The 14,678-nt window shown below is 64.7% G+C and carries 12 protein-coding genes and 1 pseudogene; 11 read left to right on the forward strand and 2 right to left on the reverse strand.

The annotated features are described in order from the left end of the window. The 8 genes from trpS to DXT68_RS10760 all read left to right on the forward strand — a co-directional run bounded on the left by trpS (nt 1) and on the right by DXT68_RS10760 (nt 10,202). Entirely contained in the window at nt 1-1,035 is a 1,035-nt protein-coding gene (gene trpS / locus DXT68_RS10715) for a tryptophan--tRNA ligase (protein WP_045253693.1), read from the forward strand. 291 nt (nt 1,036-1,326) lie between these two features. Then, complete coding sequence (locus tag DXT68_RS10720; RefSeq protein WP_244268161.1) at nt 1,327-2,607, forward strand: heparan-alpha-glucosaminide N-acetyltransferase domain-containing protein; 1,281 nt, start codon at nt 1,327-1,329, stop codon at nt 2,605-2,607. 277 nt (nt 2,608-2,884) lie between these two features. Beyond that, nucleotides 2,885-3,721: a leucine-rich repeat domain-containing protein gene (locus tag DXT68_RS10725; RefSeq protein ID WP_045253692.1), complete on the forward strand. Its 837-nt coding sequence runs from the start codon at nt 2,885-2,887 to the stop codon at nt 3,719-3,721. A gap of 38 nt (nt 3,722-3,759) precedes the next feature. After that, complete coding sequence (locus DXT68_RS10730; RefSeq protein ID WP_045253691.1) at nt 3,760-4,293, forward strand: hypothetical protein; 534 nt, start codon at nt 3,760-3,762, stop codon at nt 4,291-4,293. A gap of 438 nt (nt 4,294-4,731) precedes the next feature. Further along, a protein-coding gene (locus tag DXT68_RS10735) for an IS3 family transposase (RefSeq protein ID WP_115760493.1) occupies nt 4,732-6,020 on the forward strand; the annotation gives its coding sequence in 2 pieces (ribosomal slippage) (nt 4,732-5,005 and nt 5,005-6,020; 1,290 coding nt in all). 512 nt (nt 6,021-6,532) lie between these two features. Then, complete coding sequence (locus tag DXT68_RS10745) at nt 6,533-7,738, forward strand: MFS transporter (protein ID WP_045252731.1); 1,206 nt, start codon at nt 6,533-6,535, stop codon at nt 7,736-7,738. A 518-nt stretch (nt 7,739-8,256) separates the two neighbouring features. Beyond that, nucleotides 8,257-9,372 carry an alcohol dehydrogenase catalytic domain-containing protein gene (locus DXT68_RS10755; protein WP_045252730.1) on the forward strand — a complete coding sequence of 372 codons (1,116 nt, stop codon included), beginning with the start codon at nt 8,257-8,259 and terminating at the stop codon, nt 9,370-9,372. A 47-nt stretch (nt 9,373-9,419) separates the two neighbouring features. Further along, nucleotides 9,420-10,202, forward strand: a complete 783-nt coding sequence (locus DXT68_RS10760; protein WP_045252729.1) for an SDR family oxidoreductase — start codon at nt 9,420-9,422, stop codon at nt 10,200-10,202. On the opposite strand, the gene DXT68_RS10765 is transcribed toward DXT68_RS10760, so the two are convergent. Both DXT68_RS10765 and DXT68_RS10770 read right to left on the reverse strand, forming a co-directional pair. Further along, entirely contained in the window at nt 10,189-10,662 is a 474-nt protein-coding gene (locus DXT68_RS10765; RefSeq protein WP_082068775.1) for a MerR family transcriptional regulator, read from the reverse strand. The two genes, DXT68_RS10760 and DXT68_RS10765, sit on opposite strands and share 14 nt — an antisense overlap. Before the next feature lie 147 nt (nt 10,663-10,809). Continuing rightward, complete coding sequence (locus tag DXT68_RS10770; RefSeq protein WP_082068774.1) at nt 10,810-11,706, reverse strand: NADP-dependent oxidoreductase; 897 nt, start codon at nt 11,704-11,706, stop codon at nt 10,810-10,812. 230 nt (nt 11,707-11,936) lie between these two features. Between DXT68_RS10770 and DXT68_RS10775 the strand changes: the two genes are divergently transcribed. From DXT68_RS10775 to DXT68_RS10785, 3 genes and pseudogenes are all read left to right on the forward strand, one after another. Then, the gene (locus DXT68_RS10775) at nt 11,937-12,266 is read left to right on the forward strand and encodes a hypothetical protein (RefSeq protein WP_045252727.1); all 330 of its coding nucleotides are present in this window, start codon (nt 11,937-11,939) and stop codon (nt 12,264-12,266) included. A gap of 65 nt (nt 12,267-12,331) precedes the next feature. Continuing rightward, the gene (locus DXT68_RS10780) at nt 12,332-12,808 is read left to right on the forward strand and encodes a hypothetical protein (protein WP_156149230.1); all 477 of its coding nucleotides are present in this window, start codon (nt 12,332-12,334) and stop codon (nt 12,806-12,808) included. Between the two features lie 84 nt (nt 12,809-12,892). Next, nucleotides 12,893-14,658 (forward strand): annotated as a pseudogene (locus DXT68_RS10785) (type IV secretory system conjugative DNA transfer family protein). The last annotated feature ends 20 nt before the right edge of the window (nt 14,659-14,678 follow it).

Here is a 14,678-nt window from a genome sequence, read left to right on the forward strand (position 1 = left end):
ATGGACTCATTCACCGCCACCGCCGAGCGCATGCCCGAGCTGCGCGCTCGGATCGCCGCGCACCCCGAGCAGTTCCGGGTGCTGACCGGAGAACGCCCCACGGGACGCCTGCATCTCGGGCACTACTTCGGCACGGTGCGAGAGCGTGTCCGATTGCAGTCGCTCGGGGTGGAGACCTTCGTGATCCTGGCCGACTACCAGGTCATCACCGACAGAGACGTCGCGGGGAACATCCGCGAGAACGTCTACGAGGCGGTGCTCGACTACCTCGCCGCCGGTCTCGATCCGCAGTCGTCGACGATCTTCACCCACTCGGCCGTTCCCGCACTCAACCAGCTCCTCCTCCCCTTCCTCAGTCTCGTCACCGAGGCCGAGCTGCACCGCAACCCCACGGTGAAGGCCGAGCTGGCGGCATCCGGCCGTGCGCTGAGCGGACTGCTGCTCACCTACCCCGTGCACCAGGCCGCCGACATCCTCTTCTGCAAGGGCACTCTCGTCCCCGTAGGGAAAGACAATCTGCCGCACGTCGAAGTCACTCGCACGATCGCGCGCCGCTTCAACGAGCGCTACGGGGAGGTCTTCCCGGAGCCGGCGGCGCTCATCACCGAGGCACCCGAGCTTCCGGGCCTCGACGGCCGCAAGATGTCCAAGAGCTACGGCAACGCGATCGCACTGGGGATGACGGCCGATGAGACAGCCACCGTCATCCGGCGAGCGCGTACCGACTCCGAGCGCTCGATCACCTACGACCCCGAGAACCGTCCTGAGGTGTCCGGCCTGCTCACGACCGCCGCGATCATCCTGGGCCGCGACCCCGGCGAGCTCGCGGACGAGGTGGGCGACGCCGGAGCCGGGGGGCTGAAGACCCTCACCATCGACGCCGTGAACGATTTCCTGGCCGAGCACCGTGCGCGCCGCGCAGAGCTCACCGTCGGCGACGCGGCAGCGGTGCTCCGCGAAGGGAACGAGCGGGCGCAGAGCATCGCCGCCGACACCCTCCACGAGGTGCGAGCCGCGATGGGCATGCTCTATTGACGCGGTGGACAGCACCTGATCGATGACGAGAATGCCACCGCCAGGGTTCGACGTCGGTGCGACAAAGCCCTCGCAGGGATGACACCGGTCATCCCTGCGAGGGACGCGCGTGCGGGCGGGACCGTGGATCGTTGAAGATACGGCGCATCGGGTGCTGTGAGAAACGGAGACCTCGTGCCAGACGAGCTGAATACCATCGCCGCTACGACTGCGGAAGCAAGGACGGCAGGCGAGAGGCGGGCGCAGTCGCGGACGAACGAGAAGCTCGGCTCCCGCGGAGAGATCACTCGGATGGTGGGCGTCGACTTCGCCCGTTTCCTCGCCATCATCGGAATGTTCTGCGCGCATCTCATGACGACGCGCGGCCAGCCCGGCTACATGCCCTGGCTGACGAGCGTCGTGGAGGGGAACGCATCGACCCTGTTCGCGGTCGTTGGCGGGGTCAGCGTCGTCTTCGCGACCCGCTCCTATCTGGAGCGCGGCTACGTCGCAGCCGCCCGGTGGGCGATGCTCGCTCGGGGTCTCCTCGTCATCCTGATCGGAATGACGCTCGCACTCGCACCGGGAAACGTCGTGGTCGTCCTGGTGTACTTCGGAGTGGCGATGCTCTGTACGATCCCGTTCTTGCGGATCGCTCCGAAGTGGCTGCTCGTCTCCGCGAGCATCCTCGCGCTGGTGGGCCCCATCGCGAACGCGAATCTCCGAGCAGTACTCGGCGTCATGGATGAGGGTGGCGGCATCGATTGGACGCAATGGGGGGATCCGACGGTCGCATTACGAGCCGTCTTCCTCACCGGGACGTACCCGGTCGTCACGTGGCTCGTGTACCTGCTCGTGGGCATGGCCTTCGCCAAGCGGTTGGTCGCCGCAGTCGGAACGGCCACCGAGCTCCGTTTCTTGGGGCGGACGGCCGGACTGGGTACCCTCCTGGCCGCGTTCGCTCTGGGAACCAGCTCTCTGATCTTCGAGGCCTTCGGGCGAAGCTCGATGGTGGCAGCGATGCCCGGGGCTTCCACCGACATGATGGGCACCGTCGTGGAAGGGCCGGGCTTCGGGGCCCCCTTCTCGCCCGCACCGTGGGCGCTCGCCCTGCAGACGCCCCACACGGGGGCGACTCTCGACATCGTGCGCGGAGTGGGCATCGCGCTTGTCGTGATCGCAACCATGCTGTTGCTCGCCCGAGCGCTTCCGAAACCTGCGCTTCGCATCCTGGAGCCGGTTCGAGCAGCGGGTGCCGCACCACTCACTGTTTACGTGCTGCATGTACTCGCGGCCTCCGCAGCGGTGAACGTCTTACTGATGGCCACTCCCCCTCCGACGACCATTCCCTGGTGGTACCTCGGTCCTGCCATCGTCGCCTGCCATGTGCTGGGGGCAGTCGCTGTCGGTGCGCTGCTGGCCGCGCTGAAGCGACGCGGTCCTCTCGAGGCCTGTGTCAGCGGGATCTCCGGGGCCGTGGCAAGATCCTTCGGTGGCGTCACCGCTGCAGGCCCTCATCCTCAGCCGACGGGCGAGAGAGCTGCGCGGAAGGACTCGTCGTCGCTCGCCTCGAGTCGCGACACCAGTACCTGATCCGCAGCGCGGGCCACAGCGGAGACAAGATCGAGGTTCGCTCGGGGGCCGGGGAGGGCCGAATGCTCGACCAGAAAGCCAGCTGATCCGCCATGTCGGTGGCCTGCAGCGCGGCGCCCCAGTCGACGGCATCCTTTATGACCCGATCCTAATTCCGCACGCCCTCGTCTCACCTTCGGACGACAGTACGCACCGCTGATCTGACACGCGCCGATAGTCTGAGTCGCGTGGCGCGGACGACAGCCCGCGACGTCACAGGTGAACGGATGGGGGCCTCATGAGCACGCGGACCATGGTGTTGCACAGTGCGCACCAGGACCAGTTCGACTTCGCGGACAGAGACCTCGTGTTCTACGACCAGCCCTACGGCACCGAGCAGCTGTCACGCGTCACCGATGTGCACCTGTGGTCTCCCCTCGACGGTCCCATAGACCGCCTCCCCGAGATCATCAGCGCGATGCCGAATCTGAAGTCTCTGAGCATCGGCCCGGGGAGGGTCCTCCCCACCGTCGTCACGGAACTGCGGCAGGGCGACCTCCCCGAGAATCTCGAAGAGCTCTCGGTGCACATCGGCGATCGGACCCTGGTGTGGCCGAATGTGGTGGTGCCGAATCTGAAGTCCCTCTACGTCGGCGAACCCTTCCGCTTCAAGAACGAGCACTTCCCCGGGCTCCGCACGCTCTCCCTCTACCCGCAGAGATCTCTGAACAATGTGCGGCAGGCGCTCGAACTGCCGCTGGAAGAGCTGAACCTGTTGAATGTGCCGACGGACGAGCAGATCTTCCGTCTCGTCGAACCCGTCGGGCTTCGCCGCCTCGGGCTGATCGGTGGGCGCACGCTGACGAGCCTCACCGGGATCCGCGTGCTCCCCGGGTTGGAGTCGTTGCGCCTGAAGAACCTCACCTCTCTGGGTGACATCTCGGAGCTTGCTGCGCTCGCGCGACTCGAGATCGTGAACATCCAGTACTGCAAGAAGATCACCGGCATCGCCGCCATCAACGACCTGCCCCGACTGCGCAGGCTCACCCTGGTCGGATGCGGGACCATCGGCCTCGAGACGATCGAGACGAAGCTGTCGACACTGGAATGGGTCAACACGGGCGCGACCTGGTGACCGCGTGCCCAGAGAGACTGCTCGGTAGCCTGGGGACCATGACGGAGCTCTTCCGAACGGCCACCGGATGCTTGCAACACGCCGGGTGGACCTATGAGCCGCCTACGTCCACGGGCGACGGTGCTCCCTTCCCGCTGCGCACAGCACCCGACACGGTGATCCGCTGGGCGTCCTCGTTCTCACTGCTCGCGAATGTAGATGAGACGGTGTGGTTCTTGTCCCGCGACGATTACTCGACGGGCGCGGACGGTGCGTTCGCGTGGAACGAGTACGAACAGCTGAGCCTCCAGGCTGCGACAACGGATGACGAGGCGGCCGCGATCTCCCGTTTCTGGACGCGCCACCTCCCCCTGCTGCTCTCCGTGCGCAACGGATACGAGTATCTGGCCGTGCGAGACGATGGAGCAGTCGTCCACGGAGCGGAGCCCGAGTTCGAAGAAGCGGTCGTCGTCTTCTCGCATTTCGACGATCTGCTGACGCACATCATCTCGTGGCCGGCCCGACTCGACCACGTCATCGACGGACTGCTGTTCGATGCGATCAGCATCCCTGACACGGGGCCGGGCCACTGACCCTCGGGGCTGCGGACCGACTGTGGTCGCACGACTTCGGAGGGGCTTTGGAGGGGCTGGCGTTTCGCAGACATGCAGAAGGCCCGGAGAATCTTGCGAGTTTCCGGGCCTTTCTCTGGTGGGCTGACAGGATTTGAACCTGCGACCCCCTGACCCCCAGGTAGACGGTTCGGGTCAAATCCTTGAATTTCCGGGGTTCTCCGCCCCTCAAACGACCCTGTTTCACGTCATGAATTGCATGGTTTGCATGCATCAGGTCCCGGCCAGGTCCCGGCTCTTGGTAGCCATCCGCAGATCCTTCTGGTTTACGTGGGGTTTGCGAAGGAAGCGTTCGGACGATGCTCGACGATCGGGTACGTCCGGTCAGGTGAGATCGAGTAGCTGCGTGAACCGTCCCAGGTTTGGTGCCGTTTCCTTTCGAGTTGAAAGGATGGCGTTATGCCAAAGAAGATTGATCCCGCGCTGCGGGAACGAGCAGTGCGGCTCGTGCGTGACCACGGCAGCGAGTACCCGTCGCGAGCGAAAGCGATTGCTGCTGTGGCGAGGCAAGAGGGCGTCGGTGCGGAATCGTTGCGGCGGTGGGTGCTCCAAGCCGAGATCGACGCGGGTGACCGTGACGGTCAGACCAGCGAGGAGCACGCAGAGATCCGCCGGCTGCGCGCCGAGAACAAGCGACTCCGGGACGACGTCGCGGTGCTGAAAGCCGCGACGACTTTCTTCGCGGGGGAACTCGACCCCCGCAACCGCTGATCATGGCCTTCATCGACCAGATGAGGTCCGAGGGGCTCGCGGTCGAGTCGATCGTGCAGGTCCTGCGAGAGCAGGGTGTGCAGGTCGCCGCGCGTACCTACCGAGCCTGGAGGCAAGGTCGAGTCTCGCCTCGAACCATCACAGACGCCATCGTCGAGGACGCGGTCCGCGCCGCCGCATGGACGACGACCACGGACGCAGTCGGCTCTATCAGCCGCAAGCTCACCCCAGAAGGCTTGTATGGGCGGAAGAAGATGACGGCGCTGATCCGACGCTCCGCCGTGCCTGACGCGTCCCGCGGATCGGTCGACCGAGCCATGCGCTCTCTGGGCCTTGAGGGCATCACGCGTGCGAAAGCGGTCCGCACCACGATCCAGGCCAAGGACGGTATCCGAGCCGGCGACCTCCTGAACCGAAACTTCACCGCGCCGCGTCCCGATCACACCTGGGTGACGGACTTCACCTACCTGCGCACCTGGGCAGGGTGGGTGTATGTCGCGTTCATCCTCGACGTGTTCTCGCAGCGCATTGTCGCCTGGCACGCGCAGACCGGAAAGCAGGTCGATCTCGTCATGACGCCGCTGCGCATGGCGCTCTGGGAGCGCGACCGTCAAGGCCACCCAGTCGCGCCGGACCAGCTCATTCATCATTCGGACGCCGGCTCCCAGTACACGTCGATTCGGCTCACTGAGCACCTTGCGCTCGAGGGCATCGTCCCCTCGATCGGGACCGTCGGCGACGCCTACGACAACGCGCTCATGGAGACCATCAACGGTCTCTACAAAGCCGAGTGCGTCCGAACGACCGTATTCCACGAGGGCCCGTACAAGACGATCGCGGACGTCGAGTTCGCGACCGCCGGATGGGTCGACTGGTACAACCACCGCAGGCTCCACGGTAGCCTCGGCATGGTCAGCCCCAATGACTACGAGGCGACCTACTACGCGGCTCTAAAAGCGGAGCCGATCCCCGCATAGGAGCGGCACAAGACCCGGGACGGTTCACCGAGCACATTTCGTCGCCCTCGCATCCGAGATCACCGCCTGCGCAGGCCTCCTCACCCACCCCGAACACGAAGTAGGTCGGTGGACTCTAAACGCGTTCGACACCGAATCTTCACAATCCCCGCCGCCATTGCCCGCCACGGCCGCCGGATCACCCTGCACCTGAGCCACTGGTCCCGCTGGGCGACAATCGTCCTCACCGCGTTCAACCGGCTCCGCACCCGCCCTGCGCGCAGTGGTTGAGCCGACCAATCCCATTGACGGTCACGAACCGAGGACCTGGAGACGCGCCACACTTCAGCGCTCTGTCACACTCGCGTGCCAGAAGCGGGCGCACACAGGCACACCAACGCTCAATCGAGCGAACTCAACAGGTCCACGAAAGATCGAGGTCGGGGTACAAAAGGTGATTCGCGCCACATTTCGTAGCTTTTGGCCCATCCGAGCTAACACCTCACATGATGTCAGGATCTAGCGTTCTTCGTATGCCTGATACATCCACCATCGACCAACCGACAACGCGCACGAGCAGGACAGTCCTTTCGCTCGCATTCGTTATCGGTGCTTTCGCACTCGGCACCAGTGAGAACGTTATTGCCGGTATCCTCCCCGAGCTCAGCAGTTCCCTCGAAGTCACCGAGGGGACCGGCGGGATGCTCGTTACTGCGTATGCTGCTACAGTGGTCGTCGCTGGACCGATACTGACACTCGTCGTGGACAGGCTGAACCCCCGCAAAGTGCTTATCGGCTCTCTCGGGCTGTATCTTGCAGGATCGGTACTCGCCGCGATCAGCTCGACCTACGCGATCATGTTTGCGTCACGAGTCATTACCGGCCTCGTGCACACCACCATCATGGTTGTATTCATGACCACGGCCATGAGGATCGCGCCTGTGGATCGCCAGGCATCCGCGGCCGCGAGGATCACTTTGGGCCTGTCGGTCGCGACCGTTCTTGGCGTCCCGATCGGAGTCGCCATCAGTCAAGCATTTGACTGGCGACTGTCTTTCGTCTTCATCGCATTGCTGACCGCGTTCAGCCTCGTGGTTATGCTCCGAGCCTTCCCTCGGTCACAGATGGCGTCTGAGATACCCGAGCGCGCGGAAAGCCTGCGGGCGCTCGGTCGTCCGAAGGTGGTGCTGGGTGTGGTGACGACAGCGCTTGCCGCGATGGCCGCCCTCACCCTCGTCGTATACATCGCGCCGTTCTTGACCACAAGCGTTGGCTTCCCCACCTGGTCGATTACCTGGGTGATGTTCGCCTACGGAGTCGGAAGCATCATCGGAAACACCGTCGGAGGCGCGGTCGCCAACAAGAACGTTGCGTACGCTCTTTTCGGCACCGTATCGGCCACACTCGTGGCGCTCATCGGCCTCGCACTGTTCCCGGCACACGGATACGTCACCGTGGCCTCGATCATTTTTCTCGGCTTCGCGTACTTCTCGACTTTCCCCGCTCTCAACACCTGGATCGCGCAGTCTTCCAGAGACGTCTCTCCGAATCTGGCCCTTGCGGTCAACAGTTCCGCGTTCAACGTGGGCATTGCCCTCGCAGGCGTGCTCGGCGGAATCTATACCAACGGCGGGAATGCGCTCAGCGGACTGCCCATCGTGGCAGCCATCCCCGCCGCCCTGGCTGTATGCGCAGCCCTTGGCGTCGTCGCCGCATACCGGAAAACGCGGACGCGCTGACGGCCCGCCCACCGCGCTGCTACCCACTTAACCGACCGGCCTGGCGCGGCGCCACGACAACCTCACCGTCGGGCTACCCTGCGAGTGTGGAGGTCAGGACCACATCGCCTCTGTCAGCTCCGGCCCCGGCATTCACAGAACCGCGGAACGACTTGGTATCCGAGGCTTCACCACCGAGTGGTTCATCCAGGCGCTCGACGAGCAGGATGAGCACGCCCAACGTCTACTGGACGTAGCGACGGAGCCGATCGCCGAGTTGCTCCGGACCCTCTGGACGACGCAACCCTGGCTCGGCGTCCTCGGCATCGGCGGCGGGGTCGCTGAGTCGATGCCGGACCACTATGACCGGGCCCTCCGTCAGCACCTGGCCTCCGGATCCGGCTACTCCGCGCTCGCCCCACAGACATGGGACTCCGGGCTCAAAGTGCTGTCCAGCGACGACCGAATAAGCAATCTGCGTGGCGCGCAACTTCTCGCGCAAGGCTACCTACTCATCAAGAGAGCGAAGACACTCACCCATGGGAGATAACACCTACCGCGCGATCATCCGGCATGCCGGCGCCAGCGCCGTCATCGAACGCCGGCTACCCGAGATCGCCCCCGGAGACCTGCTGCTGGCCCCGGAAGCCGTGAGCCTGTGCGGCACCGATCACCAGATGCTCCGCGGCATCCGCAACGATCCTTCCCCGGTCCTCGGCCACGAAGGCGCGTGCCGGATCGTCGCCGGCGCAGACAGTTCCGGACGGTTTCACCTTGGACAACGCGTCACCGTGAACCCGACGAACCCGCAAGACCCCTCGTTCCTCCTCGGCCACAACATCGACGGCCTCTTCCAGCAACGCGTCGTGATTCCACGACGGGCCGTCGAAGCCGGACTCGTCGTGCCGATCGACGAGGGCATGAGCTCGTCGATCGCGACCTTGATCGAACCCCTGGCGGTGGTCGACTACGCACTCGCCTGCCTCCGGCTCGCGGACGCCGAGACCCTGGTGGTGCTCGGCGACGGTCTCATCGGTAACCTCGCGGCCCGCCGCGCCGCCGACAACGACACATGGGCGAAGATCATCGTCGCGCACGCCACCAGCGCCGGATACCGATGGACCGATGAGACATGGGATGACGACCTCATCCACAACTGCATGGAAGCAAAGCTCGAGGAGCACCTCGACAACAACAGCTCCGTGGGATGCCTCATCGCGACCCATCGGGACCGCACACCCGCCTCGGTGGACCGCATCCATGAAGCCGCCGGCACCCGCCTGCGCGCGGTGCACGTGACCGGGGGCGTTGCACCCGATGCCGTCGCGAACACACTGCCTGGTATCGACCTGGCCGGGATTCGGGCGGCGAACACCGGCGGCCCCTGGCCACCGCGCCGCACGAACACCGAATCCAATGGGCACACCATCGCGTTCACGGGCAACCGTGGCGTCATGAGTCAGCACCTGACCCGCGCCGCCGCCGACCTGACGAGCAATCCCGCGCAGGTGTCCCCCCTCATCTCGCACGTCGTCGACATGGACTCCTCTGTCGACATCATGAACCGCATGGTCGCCCGGCAAAGTCGGCACATCGACGGCGAAACGATCATGCGCCTGGTCATCGCGATGAATCCCGACCTCATCACGGCATAAGCCCATCTCAATAACTCCGTCCGTCACACAGAAATTTGGAGCACCACATGGAATCACTCGCGTTCGTCACCGGAGCCAGCTCCGGCATCGGCCGCCAGACCGCACTCTCCCTCGCACGTTCCGGCCACCAGGTCATCGTGGGCTACGGGCACAACAAGGAAGCGGCCGAGAACACGGTCGCCGAGATTCGGGAGCAGTACGGCACGCGAGCTGAAGCCGAGCAGATTCAGATGGACCGACCTGAGCAGGTCGCCGACACCGCGCGACACATCATGGATCGCCACGGTGCCATCAGCGTCTTGGTCAACAACGCCGGGGTCAATCGCCGGAAGGCCTTCGTCGAGGAGAACCTCGACGCGTGGAACCACGTCCTAAGTGTGGATCTCACCAGCCCGTTCCTACTCGCCCAAACGGTGACAAAGACGATGATCGAAGCGGGCCTCGCGGGGCGGATCGTGAACGTCACGAGTGTTCACGAACGCATCCCGATCACCGGCGGGAGCTCGTACTGCGTGGCGAAGGCGGGGCTGGGGATGCTCACACAGAGCATGGCCCTCGAACTGGGTGAATTCGGCATCACGGTCAACGCTGTCGCGCCGGGCGAAACAGCCACACCGATGAACAGCACGGACCCGAACTACACGGCGAGCACCACTGGCCGCCCCGCGCTTCCCGTAGCACGGCCCGGCGACCCGCGCGAGGTCGGGGAACTGATCACCTATCTATGCTCGGCCTCGGCGAGCTACATCACCGGACAGACGTTCGTCATCGATGGAGGACTCGAGTTGATCGCCGCCGACGCTAACGTGCGCTCGGTCAAGATTCCCTAGAATCGGGGCCTCGGAGAAGACTGGCGATGTAATCTCGCGTTCTCGTGAGATCCTGGAGTTCTTCATTGATACGATCAACCTCGCTTTGAAGGTCAACCAATAGTTCTCCGCAGAGCGGGCGAACGTCAATATGGTGCGCAATGCAGTCGAACAGGAACCGAATCTGCGTCGTCTGGAACCCGCCACGGATCAGGAACCGAATCAGGTTGGCGCGGGGGATATCGGTCGGCGCGTACATGCGGTGACCACGGCTGGTTCGCTCTGGGTGCAGCAGCCCCTTGTCCTCGTAGTACCGGAGCAGTCGCTCGCTGACCCCTGTGCGCTCGACCATCTCACCGATGGACAGGCAGTGCTCGTCACTCTCAGCGGCCCAGGCCGTACCCAGATCCTGCTCAGGCACACGTACCTCCTCGACCGTGGCGACCTGGGGTCGCGGTCGGAGGGATCGTTGCTGCGCCATTCCACCATGCTAGGCCCGGGGCCCGGTCGGCGACAGTTGACGCACGACCGTAGGCACCAGGTTGGGAACCGATCGCCGCAATGCTCATCGGATAGATGTGCCACATCAACGGGTACAGATTCCCCAAAAGGCCTCCAAGCGTGGGAACTACAAGCGCAAGAGGATCTTTCCCGAAGCATGCATCGTCATGCTCGCCTCCAAAGCACGCTTGACGTCCTCGAAAACGTAGTCATCAGCTATCCGTACCGTGAGTGCGCCGTCGAGCGCATATTTGACGACTCGCTCGAGTTCGTCGTCGGGATGCCGAAGGCCAGGGATGCCAGCGGCTTGGGAGTATCGGGTCCCCCACGCGGTAACAGACCGCGGATGCGAACCAAGAAGAGCACTCGTAGCCTCGGCAGGCCCTTGCCCGCCGACGGCGTCCGCCACTGCGGTGGGATCTGCAATGTTGCGAACATCTGCAAGAAGGTTTGGGCCGTACTCGACGGGTGTGACCCCGAGGGAGCGCAGAAACTCGTGATTCTTCGTAGAGGCCGAACCTATTACGGTAGCGCCTTCTGCGATGGCGATTTGTGCAGCAGCGGACCCGACACTTCCGGCGGCACCATGAATGAGGAGAACGTCGTCTGCTGCGATGCCAAGCTGATGGATGATCGAGTAACCTGCGACCGCCGACGATGGCAGACCCGCCGCCTGATCGATGGCCAAGCCAGGCGGGAGCGCCACCACGTAGCGAGAATTTACCACTTGACGTTCTCTATAGCTTCCTGCACGACTACCGATGATCACCTTCTGGCCTGGCTGGAAATGCTGCACGGCCGCGCCGACCTGTTCGACGGTACCCACGCTTGCCCATCCAGGGACGCCAGGAGAAGGATGCGGTTCCTGATGACGGAACACTCCTGCGATCATCTTCCAGTCGATTGGGTTCACTCCAATGACTTCATTGCGCACAATGAGCTCGTCGACGCCGGGCTCTGGAACGGTTTCGTCTTCGATCTGAAGAACTTCGGGGCCGCCGTATTCGTAATAGGCAATTCGCATACTCACGGAAGGGTTTCCTTGTCATTGAGGGTTTGAGTATCAATTCATTTGGCTGGCGATCAGCCGTTAGACCTCGTATCCGAGCAGTTCTTGACGAGAGCGCGCGTAGAGCGGCAAGTCTAGAGAGGGAGGCGTTAGCCCACCTGGCAAAGCCGAAGGACGGGAACGAGCAAGACTGTCGTGCACTCATCGGATGCTAGGCCCTGACATCGTGTCAGGACCTAGCATTCGTGCTGTATCCCTTACACAGCTCCTCGCTGCGGTTCGCGATCGAGGAGCAGTACCCGCCCGGGGTCGACTGGTCCGACGACGACCGAGTCCCGGTGTCCTGGACATGGGCATCCGAAGCTCGGCTCCCGCAACCGGATGGGAGCGAGCCGTGGGTGACACTCTCGAAGGGTCAGGTCGCCTCCGCGGACTACGAGACGCTGCTGCAGATCACGGGTGGGTGGGCGGATGCACTGGGCGAGCTCATCGCCCGGGAAGAAGCCCTCACCGCTGACCCCATCACCGACGAAGGTGTGCGGTCTTCGGGGCCGGGTCGCACCTTTCTGGCATGACCCTTCGACGTCTTCGCCAGCCCCGCACCCAGCCGCGCCCTGGAACCTCGAAATCGGGGGTGGCGGTGCCTGCGGTGTTGCCGCAGATCCTTCTCGAGGCTGTGAGCGCCGACGCTCTCGTCGTGACCGTCAACGGTGACCGCCTCGCCGCCATCCCGGTCCGCCGAGACGAGATCACAGCCACGGTGACGGAGCTCGTCGCCAGCCTCGGATCACCGACGCGGGTCGAGGTGCGAGAGATGGACGGCTCTGTCCACGCAGACATCCTGACCCCGCCTGCGCCGGAGCCGCGGTCACCGTTCGCTCCGTCGGAAGACGACGCACCCGCACCAGTGGCGGTACCGAGCTTGCTGGAATTCTCCGCGGACGGGTTCGTGCCCGGTGAAGACGTCGCCGTCGCCCTGATCCTCCGCCATAGCTCCGCTGGCTCCACCGGTGCCGTCCGTGCGCTCGTCGACCGCGGCGAGGCCCCTCGTGTGACGGGTGAGGTGATCTTGTTGGGGCGGATCTCCGGCACCACCTCGGTGCAGCGGATCGACTGACCGCGAGCTCATCCTCTCGTCGTCGTACCTGTCGTCCTGACCCCGTCCCTTTCCCTTCGGTGGGGTCGGGAAGGTGCGTTCATTGTGTCTGGTCCTGTGCAGGCGAAACCCGCCAACGACCTCTTCATCAACCTTGCCCTCGGATCGCTCAGCACCGCCGCGGTGTTCGCCGGGGTCCTGCGAGTGGCAGGCTCCGTGGCCACGTTCCTCACCGGGCTGCCCGAACCGTCCGAGGGTTTCACTTCCGGGATCAGCGTCCTTGCCACCCCCGAAGACCCGGGTGCGGCGCTTGGTGCGGAAGGCCTGAACCCCTTCGCCTACTGGGCAATCGTCGCCCTGTTCCTCGGTGCGCTCGGGGCGGCAGGGTTCGGCGTGGTGCGAGCAGTCCACCACGCCCGGTCGAAGACGGACCCGCACCGGCTCGCGGGCACCGCCACCGCCGCCGAGGTCGCCCGGGCCGCCTCACCGAAGGCACTCGTGAAGAAGGCCGCGACGTTGCGGCCTTCTTCACAGGGACCCCGGCCCCGAGCGACGTCGGGTATCTCCTCGGCACCGGTAAGGGAGGACAGGTTTGGGCGACGGTCGAGGACTCGATCCTGCTGATCGGTCCTCCCCGCTCGGGGAAGGGTCTCCATGTGGTGATCAACGCGATCCTCGACGCCCCCGGTGCCGTCATCACCACCAGCACCCGCCCGGACAACCTCACCGCCACCCTGAAAGCACGCTCGAAGAAGGGGAAGGTCGCGGTATTCGACCCCCAGCAGCTCGCCCCAGGACTCCCTGCCGGGATGCGGTGGTCACCGGTGCGGGGCTGCCAGGACCCGCTGACGGCGATGATCCGCGCGAAAGGCCTCACCACCGCCACCGGATTCGGCGGGGTCCAGGACTCCGGGTTCTGGGAAGGAAAGACCACCGCCGCGATCCAAGCCCTTCTCCATGCCGCTGCCCTCGACGGGAAGGATGCGAAGACCCTCTACCAGTGGGCGCTGAACCCGACTCTGGCTGCCGACGCCGTCCGTATCCTGTCCTCGCATCCGGGAGCTGCAGAAGGGTGGGCAGACAGTTTGGATGCGATGGTGCAAGCAGACCCCCGCACGCGCGACTCGATCTGGCAGGGCGTGTCCCTCGCGTTCTCTGCCCTCGCCGACCCTCGCGTCCTGGACGCCGTCTCCCCAGGGCCGGGTGAGGAGTTCGATCCGGAGGAATTTCTCCTCGGCAACGGCACCCTCTACCTCCTGGCGACCGGTGCCGGCGCCGGGGCGTCGTCGGCGTTGGTGGCGGCGTTCATTGAAGATCTCGTTGAAACTGCCCGGAAGATAGCTGCACGATCACCTGGCGCACGCATGGATCCGCCTTTGTTGCTGGCGTTGGATGAGATCGGGAACCTCGCCCCGCTGCCGTCACTGCCGACGTTGATGGCGGAAGGCGGCGGCACCGGCATCACCCCACTTCCTGTCCTACAGTCCCTAGCCCAAGCGCGGGAGAAGTGGGGGGAGAACCAGGCGAACGCGATCTGGGACGCCTCCATCGTGAAAATCATCCTCGGCGGAGCCTCCAACAGCCGAGACCTCCAAGACCTCTCCACCCTCATCGGCGACCGCGACGAAACCACCGACAGCATGACGACGGACGCGTATGGGGCGCACTCATCGCAACGGTCGATCCGACGGGTTCCCATCCTCCCACCCGACGTGTTGCGCACGCTCCCCTTCGGGACGGGTGTGGTGATGCTCCGCACCGCCCGCCCCATCATCACGAACCTGCGCCCGTGGCCATCCCGGGCGGATGCGAAACAGCTCCGGACGGACCGGGGCGAGGTCGAGCAGCTGCTCCAGGGCGGTGCCCGGTAGCACCCGGCGTGTAGGTCGGG

Origin of the sequence: Microbacterium foliorum, assembly GCF_003367705.1 — a bacterium.
GTDB lineage: Bacteria > Actinomycetota > Actinomycetes > Actinomycetales > Microbacteriaceae > Microbacterium > Microbacterium foliorum.